Consider the following 14167-nt stretch of genomic DNA (forward strand, 5'->3'; position numbering starts at 1 on the left):
CCGGGGCATTCGGGGACCTGGTGGAACCCGCCGGCGCGATGTGCCGGTCAGGGCTAGAGGGCGATGACGACCTCGAGCGTGCGGGGGCCGTGCACCCCTTCAACGCGGTTCAGCTCGATGTCGCTGGTCGCCGACGGACCGCTGATCCAGGTCATCGGACGGGCCGGGTCGAGACGGGCGACGGCCTCGGGCACGCCCGGCACGATCTGGTCGGCCCGCACCACGCACAGGTGGTAGTCGGGCACCAGCGTGAGAGCGCGGCGCCCCTGGCCGGGCCCGGCGTCCAGCACGATGGTGCCGGTCTCGGCGATGGCCACCGCGCAGCCGGTCACCACGCCGTCCGCCCGGTCCAGCTCGGCCGCGGTGAGCGGCGGCTCGTCGCGCAGCGGCTCGACCTCGGCGGGAACGGCGTCCAGCCACCCGCCGGGCAGCTCTTCGGGGACGACCAGCCGGCGCACCCCCCGCTCGGCGAGCGCCGCCGCGACCGCCGCCGCCACCTCGCTCTCGGGGACGGCACGCACGACCGCCCGGTAGTCGCGGACCCGCTCGGCGAACAGGTCGGCCGAACCGGGCTCGGAGCGTACCGGCCGGTAGCCGCGGGACACCTCGACCGCCGGCGCCCCCGCCACCGCCGAGCGGATGCGCGCCAGAATGGCTTCACGCGAGCTCACCGCCCACCTCCTCCGAAGACTCCGAATGGTCAGGACGCCCCACGCGCTCGTCCCCCTTCTGGGTGCGCCGCCACCAGTCACGGAACGACTCGGCGGGCACGTCGGGCACGTCCCGGGTGGCGGTCCAGGCGGCGCCCGGCCCGGGCAGGTGCGACTTCGGCACCAGGCCGCGCAGGCGCCCGGCCACCCGCTGCGCGCCGCGCAGCCGTACCGGCCGGTCCAGCACCCACCCGGCCGCGCCCAGCCCGAACCGCTCCGCCGGGGCGTGCGGCGCCTTCGACCGCATGTGGACCAGCACCTCGGGGATGTCGATGGCCACCGGGCACACGTCGTAACACGCGCCGCACAGACTGGACGCGTAGGGCAGCGAAGCGTCCAGCTCGGAGGCCATACCCCGCAGTTGCGGAGTGAGAATGGCCCCGATCGGCCCTGGATACACCGATCCGTACGCGTGGCCACCGACCCGCTCGTACACCGGGCAGACGTTCAGGCAGGCCGAGCAGCGGATGCAGCGCAGCGCCTGGCGGCCGATCTCGTCGGCCAGCACGGTGGTGCGCCCGTTGTCCAGCAGCACCAGATGGAACTCCTGGCCCTCGGTGGCTCCGGTCCACATGGAGGTGTAGGGGTTCATCCGCTCGCCGGTCGAGCTGCGCGGCAGCAGTTGCAGGAAGACCTCCAGATCGCGCCAGGTCGGCAGGATCTTCTCGATGCCGACCACGCTGATCAGCGTGCGCGGCAGGGTCAGGCACATGCGGCCGTTGCCCTCCGACTCCAGCACCACCAGCGTGCCGGTCTCGGCGATCAGGAAGTTCGCCCCCGAAATGCCGACATTCGTCGACAGGAAGCGTTCGCGCAGGTGCAGCCGGGCGGCCTCGGCCAGCGTGCGCGGGTCGTCGGCCAGGTCGTCCGGCGCCGGACGCCCCCACTGCGCCATGTGCTCCAGGAAGATCTCCCGGATCTCCGAGCGGTTGCGGTGGATGGCCGGCACCAGGATGTGCGAGGGCCAGTCGTCGCCGAGTTGCACGATCAGCTCGGCGAGGTCGGTCTCGTACGCCGTGACGCCCTCGCGCTCCAGCGCCTCGTTCAGGCCGATCTCCTGGGTGGCCATCGACTTGACCTTCATCACCCGGGTCTCGCCGGTGGCCTTGACCAGGTCGGTGACGATGCGGTCGGCCTCTGCGGCGTCGGACGCCCAGTGGACCTTGCCCCCCGCCCTGGTCACGGCCTCCTCGGCCTGCAGCAGGTAGCGGTCCAGGTTGCACAGCACGTCGTCCTTGATCGCCCGGCCGGCGGCGCGCAGCTCCGGCCAGTCGGCCAACTCCGCCACCACGGCGCCGCGCCTGGCGCGGATGGTGTGCGTGGCCTTGCGCAGGTTGAACCTCAGCTGCGAGTCGCGCAGCGCCTTCTCGGCGTTGCGCGGGAACGACGGCATGCCCAGAAACGCGGTGTTCATCGGTCGGCCTCCGTGCTCGCGAGGATCTCGGCCAGGTGCATGACCCGCACCCCGGCCCGCTGGCGGCTCAGCGTGCCGCCGATGTGCATCAGGCAGGAGTTGTCGGCGGCACACAGCACCTCGGCGCCCGTGGTGATGACGTTCGCCACCTTGTCCTGGCACATCGCCGCGGAGACGGCCGCGTTCTTCACCGCGAACGTGCCGCCGAACCCGCAGCACTCCTCCTCGCCCGGGAGCGGGACCAGTTCAAGGCCGCGCACGTGCCGCAACAGGGTGGCCGGGCGGTCGCCCACCCGCAGGCCGCGCAGCGAGTGGCAGGTGGGGTGGTAGGTCACCCGGTGCGGGAAGTACGCGCCGACGTCGGTGACGCCGAGCACGTCCACCAGGAACTCCGACAGGTCGTACACCTTGGGCGCGGTCTCGGCGACGGCCCGCGCGAACGGCGACCGCCCGCCGTGGGCGCTCGCCAGTGCCCCCGGCCGGGTCGTCCCCATGCCCGCGGCCAGCTTCGGGTACTGCTCGCGCACCATCGCGGCACACGACCCGGAGGGGGCCACCACGGCGTCGTACCCCTCGAAGACCTCCAGGAAGTGCCGGGCCAGCCGTACCCCCTCGTCGCGGTAGCCGGTGTTGACGTGCATCTGGCCGCAGCACGTCTGGGCCTGCGGGAACTCCACCTCGCAGCCGAGACGGCGCAGCAGTGTCACGACCGCCTTCCCGGTGCCGGGGAAGAGCGTGTCGTTCAGACACGTGATGAACAGGGCGACCCGCATCGCGGCCTTCCTCCACAGGTGCTCGGTACCGAGTATGGTCAGACCATACTCCAGGGCGGGAAAGGACGGTCACGGTGGCTGCGGACGGCACTCGGCGCACCCGCGCGTTCGAGGAGGTGCTCCTCCAGGTCGAGCACCGCATCGCCGGCGACGGGCTCAAGGTGGGCGACCGCCTCCCGGGCGAACGGCAGCTCGCCGAGCAGCTCGGCGTCAGCCGGGCCTCGGTACGCGAGGCCATCCGCGTCCTGGAGACGCTCGGCGTGGTGTCATCGCAGGTGGGCCGCGGCCCGGACGCCGGGGCGGTGCTCACCTCACGCCCCGACAGCGCGCTGACCGACCTGCTGCGCCTCAGCCTGTCCCTGTCCAGCCTCTCGCTGCGCGAGGTCATCGACACCCGCCTCATGATCGAACGCTGGTCCGCCGAACACGCCGCCCACACGGCGAACGCGAACCGGGCGGCGGACGTGGACGGGAACGCGGGCACAGACGGGGACACTCGACATGACGCCCTGGCGGCCGCCGCGGCGGCGATGGAGGCCATGGACGCCGCGCGTGACCCCGAGGAGTTCGTCCGGCACGACATCGCCTTCCATGTGGCCATCGCCGAGGCGTCCGGCAACCGTCTGGTCGCGGCGGTGATGCGGGCGCTGCGCGGCGCGATGCGCAAGTACGCGATCGAGGCGGTCGAACGGCTCGGCGACACCGGCGTGCTGCGCGAGGACCACCGGCGCATCCACCGGGCCGTCCTGGCCGGCGACGCGGCGACCGCCGCCGAGGCGGTGACCGTCCACCTGGCCCATGCCTACCCCGAACTGTTCTGACCTCGACCACAGCGCTAGAACGTGTTCTAATCACCTCGCCGGAGGACCTGGGAGGGTACATGAGCGGCGAGCTGAGACTCGGGTTGAACCTTGGGTACTGGCAGCGGAACGCCGACGACGCGACCGAGGTCGTGCAGACCGCAGAACGGCTCGGCTACGACTCGGTGTGGACGGCCGAGGCGTACGGGTCGGACGCCTTCACCCCGCTGGCCTGGTACGGAGCCCGGACCAGCCGGATCAAGCTCGGCACCAGCGTGGTCCAGATGTCGGCGCGCTCGCCGGTCGCCACCGCGATGACCGCCATGACGCTCGACCACCTCACCGGCGGCAGGCTGCTGCTCGGCGTCGGCGCCTCCGGCCCGCAGGTGGTCGAGGGCTGGTACGGGCAGCCGTTCCCCAAGCCTCTCGCCCGCACCCGCGAGTACGTCGACATCATGCGCAAGGTGTGGCGCCGCGAGGAGCCGGTGACCAACGACGGCCCGCACTACCCGCTCCCCTACCCCGGTGGCGCCGGCCTGGGCAAGCCGCTCAAGCTGATCACCCACCCGCTGCGGCCGGACATCCCGGTCTACCTCGGCGCCGAGGGGCCGAAGAACGTCGCCCTGGCCGCCGAGATCACCGACGGCTGGCTGCCGCTGTTCGTGTTCCCCGAGAAGATCGAGAGCATGTACGGCCCCTCCCTGGCAGGAGCGCGCCCCGGCTTCGACATCGCGGCCATGGTGCTGGTGATGATCACCGACGACGTGCGGGCCGCGCTGGACGGGGTGAAGATGATGCTCACCCTGTACATCGGCGGCATGGGCGCCAAGGCACGCAACTTCCACGCCGACATCGTCGCCCGCATGGGCTTCGCCGACGCCGCCCACAAGATCCAGGAGCTGTACCTGGCCGGACGCAAGGACGAGGCGTTCCACGCGATCCCCGACGAGCTGGCCGACGGCATCTCCCTCGTCGGCCCGGCCGGCCGCGTCCGCGAGCGCCTGGAACTCTGGCGCGACAGCCCGGTGACCACCCTCCTCGTCATGGGCCCCCGCGACGAACCCACCCTCCGCACCATCCGCGACCTCGTCCTCGGCTGATCATCCGTAAGACACGAAGGAGGCGGCATCAGGTCAGGCAAGTCCTGAGACGCCGGCGATGATGCCCAGGGAGCGGAGTTCCTCGTCGAGGAGGCGGACGTGTTTGTTGTCCGCCCATGGCTGGAGGCGGGCACGCGCCTGCCGTACCGACTCCGCGAGCCGGCCAGAGCTGTGCCCGATGGTGATCTGAGCCGCACCCCGGATCTTGTCGACGGCCGTGGGGATCTCACGCTTCTGGGTCAGCGCCCTGGCGTAGTACAGGAGGGCCTCACCGCGAGCCAGTTTGCGGGTTATGGGTGCCGCCAGGGTCCTCTCGACCGCGTCGATGGCATCATCGGGGCGCCCCCAGGCCAGCATGCAGAAGGCAGTGTTTTTTCGTACGCCGTTCGGGCTCCACCAGTAGAGATACGACGGGTCCGCCTCACTCCGGGGCTGGTCGATGAAATGGCGCGACTGCGCGAGCGCCTGTTCGCTCTCCCGGACCCTGCCCGCTGTGGCCAGTGCTCGGGCGAGGTCCATCGCGTGCACCGATCTCAAGACCGTGCTCACGCTCTGCCGTGCCCAACCCTGTGCGGCGAAGATGTGGTCGAGCGCTTCCCCTACAAGGCCTTGGTGAAGCGACATCCCGCTCAGGCACGTGTGCAGGTACGAGATCAGAGTCGGATCTGCGACCTCGTGAGCCGCCGTCAACGCCTCCTGGTAGCGCCGGTGTGCCCCGGCATAGTCCATCAGGTCGTGGTGCAGCCAGCCGGCGAGTTGGTTGAGTTCCGCGTAGGCGTACGTGAGCCGGTCACGCAGGCCGGGCAGCAGAGTCTCGCGGCGAAGGAGATCGGCGACGAGGCGGCGCTGGCCGTTGACGATGGGAAGCACGGTCTCGGGTCCGAAGTCGTCGTCCAGGCGACGGCACCGGGCGGTGAGCTTCTCGATCACCTCCACAGTTCCGGAGTCCACCCGCGTGGAGGATCGGACCGCCGCCGCCAGCCGGTCCTTCTCCGGCGCGGACAGATGCCGCAGCAGGATCACAGCAGGAGCCCCGCCGAGCGCCAGGGCCAGCTCGAACAGCAGATCGCGGCGCTTCACATCGGCCTCCTCGGCTCGGAGAGCACGCAGCAACGAGGCGCAGTCCTGCACTGTGGGAGCCGGGACCATGTCACGTGCCGCTTCCACGCCCATGGTGACATGCTGAGAAACCGGGCTCGGGGCGCGAGAAGGCTGCTGTGCAGGAAGATGCCGGTGATCCGTACGGTCGATGAGCTGCCGGTCGCGCAGGCTGTAGGAGGCGTACACCTCGTCGGTGACCAGACGCCGGGCGGCGGTCTGGTAGACCTGCGCGAACAGCGCCACCGTACGCGCGGTGGGCCGCATGCCGCGCCGGGGCCAGTGCTCGTAGTCGTACAGCCGCGACTCGCGGAGCGCGGCGGTCCCGGCCGGGTCGAGGTCGTTGTACAGCGCCACGGCCTCGGCGGCGGTGCGCCCGTAGGTGTAGCGGTACACCCGGAGCGGGCTCACCTCGTGGTAGACCGCGAACACGTCCGCGATCTGCTCGAAGCCGTAGCCCATCGCGCGCAGAGCCTCACTGCGCCGCCGGCATTCGAGCAGGACCTGAATCGCCTCTCCCGACATGGCCCAACGCCTCCCACATTCGCCTTGGTACAGAATCGTTAAACAGAGAGTATCTCCTCAATCACTCTTGGTTAGCGAAACGATGATGCTCGCCGTTGTCCGCCAGGCAGGACGACCACGGCGAGCAGGCCGCGTTCGAGCAGCTCACTGGTCGGCGTCGCACGGTTCGACAGCGGCGGCCGGCACGACTCCTACGAGGAGAACGAGCGCGGGCTTGGCGATCGTGACGACGCTCGCCACCCGCGTCGGTACCAGGGCACTCCCGTCGGCGGCCACCGAGTATGGGCCTACCTCAGCGCCCCGGCCCCACGCGCGTCCCCATGACCACCGACCTGGCCGTGACTCCCTGACGCCTTCACCGAGAGCCGACGACACCGCTCAGCAGCGGTCCGTTCAAGACGCTCTGAGACAGCACGACGCCCGTCAGTCGGGCGGCGAGCATGAGCGCTCCGTCCACTGCCGGGCGATCGATGTTCGACTCCTCGTTCTCGTCACTCTCATCGTGCAGGAGGTGATTTCCAGGGACGTGCGTGGGATCGAAGCCGACTTCCCTCATCGCGTCCAAGAGACGGTCCGGATCGCTGCCGTCCCGCCATCCAGGTTTCCGTGGATCGAAGGAGGTCAGCACCTCGCCATCAACGGCATAAGCGAACAGGTCGTTCGCGTGGTCGTGCCGAAGCACGATTACGAGTTCTGTTTGTGCCGATAGCGCTCGCAATACATCGACCTGCATTGCTTCGCTGCCGTTCCGTTCGATGATCGCGGCCCAACCGTCAAGGCGGCCAGCGAGAACCGTGTGAGGGAACAACCCCTCGTCCGTTAGTTCTCGGTAGCTCAGCGGCCGGATGCTTTCTTCGTGGGCGCCGAACCGCCGCAGCGCCTCCGCTTCTTCGATACCTCGCACAAAGGTAAGACACCATACGTCGCCCAGCTCCCATCCATGGGCAAGCCAGTTCACGTCGGCGTACGTGATTTCCACCAATACTCCTGGTCCATCTCGATCTCGGCGGGGTGCTATGAGGCGTCGTGGACGAGCAGGGCTAGTTGGACGCGGTTGTCCAGGTCGGTTTTGGTGAGGATGCGGGAGATGTAGCCCTTTACCGTGCCGATGCTCATGTGCAGCTCGCGGGCGATGACGGCGTTGGGCTTGCCCTGGCCTACAGCGAGCGCCACCTCACGTTCGCGGTCGCTGAGTGCCGAGAGCACCCGCCGGGCGTCGGCACGCCGCTGGTCGTTCTCTTCGGGCAGCAGGTGGGCGATCAGCCGCCGGGTGACGCTCGGCGACAGGATGGGCTCGCCGACGGCGACGCGCCGGATCGCCTCGACGATCGCCTCGGGCGGTGTGTCCTTCAGCAGGAATCCGCCGGCTCCCGCGCGCAGTGCCCGGAACACGTGCTCGTCGGCGTCGAAGGTGGTCAGGATGATGACCTCGGGCGCGTGCTGGCGGGCGCGCAATCTGCGGGTCGCGTCGATGCCGTCGATGCCGGGCATCCGGATGTCCATCAGGACCACGTCGGGGGCGTGTTCGGCTACCGCGGCCTGGACCTGTGCGCCGTCGGCCACCGCGCCCACCACCTGGAGGGCGGGCGCGCCCTTGAGCATGAGCGTCAGCCCGGCGCGGACGAGCGCGTCGTCGTCGACGATGAGCACCCGGATCGCGGGTTCGCCGACCGGCTCACTCATGGGGCCATGGTAGTCGTGCCGCCAGCCGGAACCCGCCGTCGTTGGTGGGTCCTCGCTCCAGGTGCCCGCCCGCCAGCGAGACCCGTTCCTCCAGTCCGGCGAGGCCGGCTCCGGCCCCGGTGGTGGCCAGCTCCGCCGCCTCCCGCCCGGCGGGCAGCGGGTTGCGCACCTCGACCGTCAGCTCGCCACCGGCCGCGCCGGAGACCGTGACGGTGACGGGCCGGCCGGGCGCATGCTTGCGCGCGTTGGTCAGCCCTTCCTGGACGACGCGGTACGCGGTGCGCCGGGTGGTCTCCGGCAGGCCGGCGAAGCGTACGCCGTGCTCGTGCAGCTCGATGCGCATCCCGGCCCGCCGGGACTCCTTGACCAGCGGTGCGAGCCCGGTCAGCGGGAGTTCGGCCGATGGGCTCTCGCGCAGCACGGAGATGACCGCGCGCAGCTCCTGCAGTGCCTGGTGGGCGCTGGTGCGGATCACTCCGGCCGCTTCGGCGACCTCGTCCGGCCGGGCGGCGGCGTTGAAGTGCAGCGCACCGGCGTGTACCGCCAGCAGGGACAGCCGGTGGGCGAGCACGTCGTGCATCTCGCGGGCGATGTCGAGGCGTTCGGCGCGGCGGGCCTCCTCCGCGCGGACCCGCTGGTCGGCTTCGGCGCGGCGGGCCCGTTCCGCCAGGGACGCCAGCAGCTCCCGGCGGGTCCTGGCGACGATGCCCCAGCCGACGATGGCTCCGCCGAACAGCACGCCCACCAGTGCCCACACCGGGTACGGCGCGAGCCCGGGCGGCCGCCAGGCGAATCTGACCAGCGTGGCCGCCACCCAGGCCACTCCCACCGCGGCGGCCACGGGCGGCCGGCGGTACAGCGCCGCGATGAGCGTGGCGATCCCCGCGGCCACCGACGCGGCCGCGGCCGGGACGGACAGCGCGATGACGGCCAGCGACGCGGCCACCGGCCACCGCCGGCACAGCCATATCCCCGCGCAGGCCAGGGCTCCGCCGACGATGTCGGCCCACAGGTACCAGCCGGGCGTCGCGGGGGTCAGGTCTCCCCAGACCACCGCGACGGCCCCCGCCGCGGCGAGCACGATGCCGCCGGCGCCGGCCAGCCGGTCACGCCGTGACCGTCCCGGACCCGGTCGGCCACTCGCCCCCGAGCCTCGGTGGCTTCCGGTGCCACCGGCTTCGTCGTCCCGTCCTGGGCCGTCGCCGTCCGCGGCTGCTGCGTACGTCCGGTGGTCGCCGTTGCGGTCCTGGGCTGCGAACACGATTCGCAGCGTATCGGCCGGTCTCCCGCTCGGTAAGCGACCAAGGTCGTCATCGCCGCCTCGCCGTGGCAACCAAAGTCACCATCCAGGAGCGACCGAAGACGCTACGGACCGGACCGGCGGCGGCAGCGCGGCGCGTCCGCCGCGGGAGACCGTGGGCGCATGGTCACCTCACGTGCACGCGGCCGGTGGGCCGCGCTCCTGCTGGCCGGGCTCACCCCGGTCGTCGCCGAGCTCTCCCTCGGCAATCCGCCGCTCCGCCAGGCGTGGCTGCTGGTGCTGTGGGTGCCGATCTACGGCGCCGGCACCGTACTGATCCGTGAGCTGGTCCGCCGTACCGGCGGGGGCTGGCCTGCCGTCCTGCTGCTCGGCGCGGCGTACGGGATCGTGGAGGAAGGGCTGGCGTTGCAGGCGCTGACCAGTCCGACGATCTACGGCGTGGCCGGCTGGGCGCCCAGGATCTTCGGCCTGAACAGCGCCTACACCGAGCTGAACATCCCCTACCACGCGGTGTTCAGCGTGGCACTGCCGATCCTGCTGGTGGATCTCATCGTCCCGGGTCTTCGCGATCGGCCCTATCTGCGGCGGACCGGGCTGGTGGTGGCGGGGGTGGTGTTCGTGCTTGGCGCCCTGCTGCTGCGGTCGACGACGGCCTTGATCGACCCCGGCTACCAGGCGCCGCCGATGGCGCTGGCGGCGTTCGTGCTGGTCATCGCGGTGCTGGTGGTGCTCGCGCTGTGGTTCGTCCCTCGCTCACCGGGCCTGCCGGCCACCGCGCCGGGAACGGTTCCGGCGCCGCCGGTCGTCGCGTGCCTGGCGGGGGTGGCGGCGTTCGGCTATCTCGCGCTGCTGTTCCCCTTCGGCGGCGCCCGCCACCCGGCCTTCACCGAGGGCGGCTGGGTGGTGGTCCCGATGGTGGCGGCGGCCCTGCCGGCGGTGGCGGCGGGGGTGCTGGTGCACCGGTGGACGTCGCGGGGTGCGTGGCGTGACCGGCACGGCCTGGCGCTGGCCGGTGGGGCGCTCGTGGCGCACACCGCGTTCGGGGTGATCGCCAACGGTGAGAACGCCACCGACCGGGTGTCGCTGGCCGCCCTCGGAGTCGTCATGATCGGTCTGCTGGCCCTGCTCGCGCGGCGCACCCGGTGACCGATGACGACCGCTCAGTGCCGTACGGCGCCGAGGTACGCGCCGACGCTTTCCTTCTCCTCCGGGCCGGCGACCAGACCGATGTAGCCGTCCGGGCGGACCAGGATCAGGGCGTCGGTGCCATAGGCGTCGGCCACGTGCCCGCCGTCGTCGAGCAGGCCGCCGGGCCCGACGAGGTAGGTCTTGACGATGCGGGCACCGGTTTCCACCTCGCCGAGCACGGGGGCGCAGTGTGCACCGAGACCGAGCAGGGTGAAGTGCGGGCCGCGGAAGAGGTCGAAGAGGCGGACCGGCGTGCCGGTGGCGTCGCGCAGCGGCGCGTCCGGTGCCCGGTCGCCGGCGCGCGGCCCGGTGGGCCGGCTCGTGGTCTGGCGGGAGAGCCGGCTCCATGGGTATCGGAGCGTGAGCTGGGAGAGTTCGGGCGTGGCCACGGCGTCCACGCCACCGCCTCTCTCCTTGATCGCGTCGAGGACGGCGTCGAGCCGTTCGGAGGTGATGTCGAGCAGCCGGCTCGCGATGGGCAGCCGTTCCTCTTCGTAGGTGTCGAGCAGGCCCGGCGTGGCATGGCCGTCGAGGACGAGGCCGAGCTTCCAGCCGAGGTTGTAGGCGTCCTGGATGCCGGTGTTCATGCCGAGGCCACCCGCGATCGGATGCACGTGCGCGGCGTCTCCGGCGAGGAACACCCGGCCGACGCGGAGCCGGTCGACCATGCGGACGTTGACCCGGTAGGTGGACCGCCACCCGAGATCGTGCAGTCGTACGCCGGGGACGCCGGCGATCCGGTCGAAGGTCCGCTGGAACCCTTCCAGCGTCGGCTCGAGCGGCGAACCGTCCTGGTCGAGTTCGGGTGATGCCTGCACCTGGAAGGCGTCGGTGCCGGGGAGCGGGCACAGCATGATCGCGCCTTCGCCGGTGAACCACTGGTGCCAGGCGTCGCGGCCGAGCCCGTCGACCTCGACGTCGCCGACGGCCATGAGCTGGACGTCCGGCGTGTGGCCGCGCAGGCTCAGGCCGAGTGCCTTGCGGACGGTGCTGCGGCCACCGTCGCAGCCGACCAGATATCGCGCCTGAATCCGGGCTTCGCCGACCGTGGCGGTCACGCCGTCGGCGTGCTGCTCGAAGGCGCGCAGTTCGGCGCCCGCCTCGACGGCGACTCCGAAGCCGGCCAGCCGTTCGCGCAGGATCCGCTCCACCCGCCACTGGGGGATCATCAGGCCGACGGGGTAGGGGATGTCGGGCGTGGGCACCTGTCCGGCGACGGGATCGACCTCGGCGACCACCTCGGCGCCCTGGTACTTGCGATGCGGCATGTGGGTGACCCCGGAGGCCAGGATCGGGTCGATCACCCCGAAGTCGTCGAAGACCTCCAGGCTGCGCGGGGTCAGCCCTTTGCCGCGGGAACCGGTCGGAAAGTCGTGGGCCCGATCGACGATGCGCACCGCGGCGCCGCGCCGGGCGAGATCACACGCGAGGGTCAGGCCGGTCGGGCCGGCGCCGACCACGAGGACGTCCGTTCGAGTCATGCGGCCATGAAAGCGTTACTCGGTCAAAAATGCAACTCGGTTACAAACGGTACACTGGACAGGTGATCGAGCCGACGGGACTGCGGGCACGCAAGAAGGCGCGGACCCATGACGCCATCGCCGACGCGGCGATCTCGCTGTTCCTGGCGCACGGCTTCGACCGGGTCTCGATCAACGACATCGCCGCGGCGGCCGAGGTCTCCAAGCCGACCCTCTTCCGGTACTTCCCGACGAAGGAGGACCTGGTGCTGCACCGCTTCGCCGACCACAACGGCGAGGCCGCGCGCGTCGTACGCGACCGCGAGCCGGGCGTCCCGCCGGTCACGGCGCTGCATCGGCACTTCCGGGCCGGTCTCGATCGGCACGAGCCCGTCACCGGCCTGAACGATCACCCCCAGGTGGTGGCGTTCCATCGCCTGGTGTTCACCACACCGAGCCTGGCGGGACGGCTCACGCAGTACATGCTCGAGGACGAGGACGCGCTGGCCGGCACCCTCGGCACCGGCATCGAAGCGCGGTTGCGCGCCGCCCAGGTGCTCGCGGTCCAGCGGGTGCTCGCCCGCACGAACTGGCAGAAGATCGCCGACGGGCGAAGCGCCCTCGACGTCCACCCCGAGGCCGTCGCCGACGCCGACCAGGCGTTCGCCCAACTGTGATAACACTCCACGTTCGCCACCGGCCGGAGATCCCTCCCGCTCGCGAGGACACCCCGAGCAGCCAGTACCTGGAGAGAGTCTGCGGAAATCCGGCTGCTCGCCCATGCGCCGGACGACAGGTGGCCGCAGAGGGGCACGGGTGAGCACCGGGAGGGAGAGCGCCCAGCCCCGGATACGCTCTCTCCCCCGGTGCTCGCGGGCACGGCGGCCATTCTCCAGAGCGCGCCCCGCTCTACGCCGTACCCGGGTCTCGCACGCACGGTGCCCCGCGCGATCGGCCGCCGCCGCGGGAGGGGCCACGCCGGCGTCCACTGGTTCCACGGTAAACCGCTTTGCCAGGCTTTTCAACTATCCCTACTAGCTTTGTAGCAATTCTCGGCGACAAGCATCGGGCAAGTTGTCCGAGGCATCGTGGAAGCGTCCAGAAAGCCGGCGTCGACACGGGTGGAGAGCGGTAGCTGATGGACAGCGGGACGGTGCTCGTCCTCGCCGAAGAGGACGACCCCCAAGTGCGGCACGTCACACTCGCGTTGGCCGAACGAGGCGCGCGAACGCTCATTTTCGACCCGGGCCGGTTGCCCGGCACCGCGCGGCTCTCGGTCGCGCTGGACCCCTCGGGGGCGGCGCGGCGCACGCTGGTGACCCGGGAGGAGCGCTTCGATCTCGACCGGCTCACCTCGGTCTGGTTCCGCCGGCCGGGACCGGCAGGCGACGGGCCGCCCGGCTGGGGCGGCGCGCCGCTGGAGGGGTTCACCTCCGACGTGTGGGACACCCTGACCTGCCCGGTCGTACCGGCCTCACGCTCGGTGATCCTGCGCTCCCGGCGCAGGCTCCACCAGCTCTCGCTCGCCGGCCGGCTGGGCTTCACCCTGCCGTCCACCCTGGTCAGCACCGACCGCGGCGAGGTGCTGGACTTCTACCTCGCCCACCGGGGGCAGATCGTCACCCAGGTGCTGGACCGGCCGTGGGACGTCGCCGAGCCCGCCCCGCCCGCCGAGACCCCGGCCCTCCCCCGCCAGAACGGCGCGGCGGCCTTTCCGCTGGCCGCCCAGGCGAACGTCCCGTGCGAGGTGGCGCTGCGGGTGATCGTCGCGGGTTCCCGGGTGTTCGCGGCGGAGATCCGCTCCGGCACCGATGGGCGGCGGCTGTGGCCGCACAAGCTGCCCGGAGATGTGCGCCGCAGGTGCCTGCGCCTGATGCGCAGGCTCGGGTTGTCGTTCGGCGCGATCGACCTGCGGCTGACCCCGGAAGGCCGTCACGTCTTCCTCCAGGCCGACCCCGCGGGCGGTTTCCTGCTGATCGAGCAGATCACCGCCATGCCCATCACCCAGGCCCTCTGCGACCTGCTCCTCACCCCGCGCCCACTCGATCGGGACCCGTCGTCTCAGCGGAGGCACGCGGCGGAGCGGGACGATTCATCTCCTTGATCCGTTACTCGGCTCTGTACGGACCGCGGCACGAGGCCGGGCATGCTCGAG

13 protein-coding genes are annotated in these 14167 nt (G+C 71.3%); 5 read left to right on the forward strand and 8 right to left on the reverse strand.

Going from position 1 to position 14167, the window contains the following annotated elements:
• Positions 1 to 53 precede the first annotated feature (53 nt).
• From IEY93_RS27570 to IEY93_RS27580, 3 genes are read right to left on the reverse strand one after another with little or no spacing between them, the layout of a single operon-like run.
• On the reverse strand, positions 54 to 671 hold the full coding sequence (locus IEY93_RS27570) for a LutC/YkgG family protein (RefSeq protein WP_189166045.1): 618 nt from the start codon (positions 669 to 671) through the stop codon (positions 54 to 56).
• Positions 658 to 2124, reverse strand: a complete 1467-nt coding sequence (locus IEY93_RS27575; RefSeq protein ID WP_189166046.1) for a lactate utilization protein B — start codon at positions 2122 to 2124, stop codon at positions 658 to 660. Before IEY93_RS27575 ends, IEY93_RS27570 begins: the two co-directional genes overlap by 14 nt.
• Positions 2121 to 2897, reverse strand: a complete 777-nt coding sequence (locus IEY93_RS27580) for a (Fe-S)-binding protein (RefSeq protein ID WP_189166047.1) — start codon at positions 2895 to 2897, stop codon at positions 2121 to 2123. The genes IEY93_RS27575 and IEY93_RS27580 overlap by 4 nt, the downstream gene beginning before the upstream one ends.
• A gap of 74 nt (positions 2898 to 2971) precedes the next feature.
• On the opposite strand from IEY93_RS27580, the gene IEY93_RS27585 reads away from it, so the two are divergent.
• Together IEY93_RS27585 and IEY93_RS27590 are read left to right on the forward strand one after the other, a co-directional pair.
• Positions 2972 to 3718 carry a FadR/GntR family transcriptional regulator gene (locus IEY93_RS27585; protein WP_189166048.1) on the forward strand — a complete coding sequence of 249 codons (747 nt, stop codon included), beginning with the start codon at positions 2972 to 2974 and terminating at the stop codon, positions 3716 to 3718.
• Positions 3719 to 3777: 59 nt separating this feature from the next.
• Positions 3778 to 4797: an LLM class F420-dependent oxidoreductase gene (locus IEY93_RS27590; RefSeq protein WP_189166049.1), complete on the forward strand. Its 1020-nt coding sequence runs from the start codon at positions 3778 to 3780 to the stop codon at positions 4795 to 4797.
• Between the two features lie 33 nt (positions 4798 to 4830).
• Here the strand turns inward: IEY93_RS27590 and IEY93_RS27595 are convergent, their stop codons facing one another.
• The 4 genes from IEY93_RS27595 to IEY93_RS27610 form a co-directional block, all read right to left on the reverse strand.
• On the reverse strand, positions 4831 to 6420 hold the full coding sequence (locus IEY93_RS27595) for an NsdA family TPR-like regulatory protein (protein ID WP_189166050.1): 1590 nt from the start codon (positions 6418 to 6420) through the stop codon (positions 4831 to 4833).
• 355 nt (positions 6421 to 6775) lie between these two features.
• A complete protein-coding gene (locus tag IEY93_RS27600) occupies positions 6776 to 7399 on the reverse strand; it encodes a DUF6461 domain-containing protein (protein ID WP_189166051.1) in 624 nt (207 codons plus the stop codon).
• 35 nt (positions 7400 to 7434) lie between these two features.
• Positions 7435 to 8103: a response regulator gene (locus IEY93_RS27605; RefSeq protein ID WP_189166052.1), complete on the reverse strand. Its 669-nt coding sequence runs from the start codon at positions 8101 to 8103 to the stop codon at positions 7435 to 7437.
• Positions 8096 to 9364: a sensor histidine kinase gene (locus tag IEY93_RS27610; protein WP_189166053.1), complete on the reverse strand. Its 1269-nt coding sequence runs from the start codon at positions 9362 to 9364 to the stop codon at positions 8096 to 8098. The genes IEY93_RS27605 and IEY93_RS27610 overlap by 8 nt, the downstream gene beginning before the upstream one ends.
• A 162-nt stretch (positions 9365 to 9526) precedes the next feature.
• On the opposite strand from IEY93_RS27610, the gene IEY93_RS27615 reads away from it, so the two are divergent.
• Positions 9527 to 10510, forward strand: a complete 984-nt coding sequence (locus tag IEY93_RS27615) for an AF_0692 family protein (RefSeq protein ID WP_189166054.1) — start codon at positions 9527 to 9529, stop codon at positions 10508 to 10510.
• A 14-nt stretch (positions 10511 to 10524) separates the two neighbouring features.
• Here the strand turns inward: IEY93_RS27615 and IEY93_RS27620 are convergent, their stop codons facing one another.
• On the reverse strand, positions 10525 to 12033 hold the full coding sequence (locus IEY93_RS27620; RefSeq protein ID WP_189166055.1) for an FAD-dependent oxidoreductase: 1509 nt from the start codon (positions 12031 to 12033) through the stop codon (positions 10525 to 10527).
• A gap of 62 nt (positions 12034 to 12095) precedes the next feature.
• Between IEY93_RS27620 and IEY93_RS27625 the strand changes: the two genes are divergently transcribed.
• Positions 12096 to 12689 carry a TetR/AcrR family transcriptional regulator gene (locus tag IEY93_RS27625; protein WP_189166056.1) on the forward strand — a complete coding sequence of 198 codons (594 nt, stop codon included), beginning with the start codon at positions 12096 to 12098 and terminating at the stop codon, positions 12687 to 12689.
• A gap of 461 nt (positions 12690 to 13150) precedes the next feature.
• Positions 13151 to 14116, forward strand: coding sequence for an MvdC/MvdD family ATP grasp protein (locus tag IEY93_RS27630; protein ID WP_189166057.1), 966 nt, complete (start codon positions 13151 to 13153; stop codon positions 14114 to 14116).
• The last annotated feature ends 51 nt before the right edge of the window (positions 14117 to 14167 follow it).

This window comes from Sphaerisporangium melleum, from assembly GCF_014646695.1.
GTDB lineage: Bacteria > Actinomycetota > Actinomycetes > Streptosporangiales > Streptosporangiaceae > Sphaerisporangium > Sphaerisporangium melleum.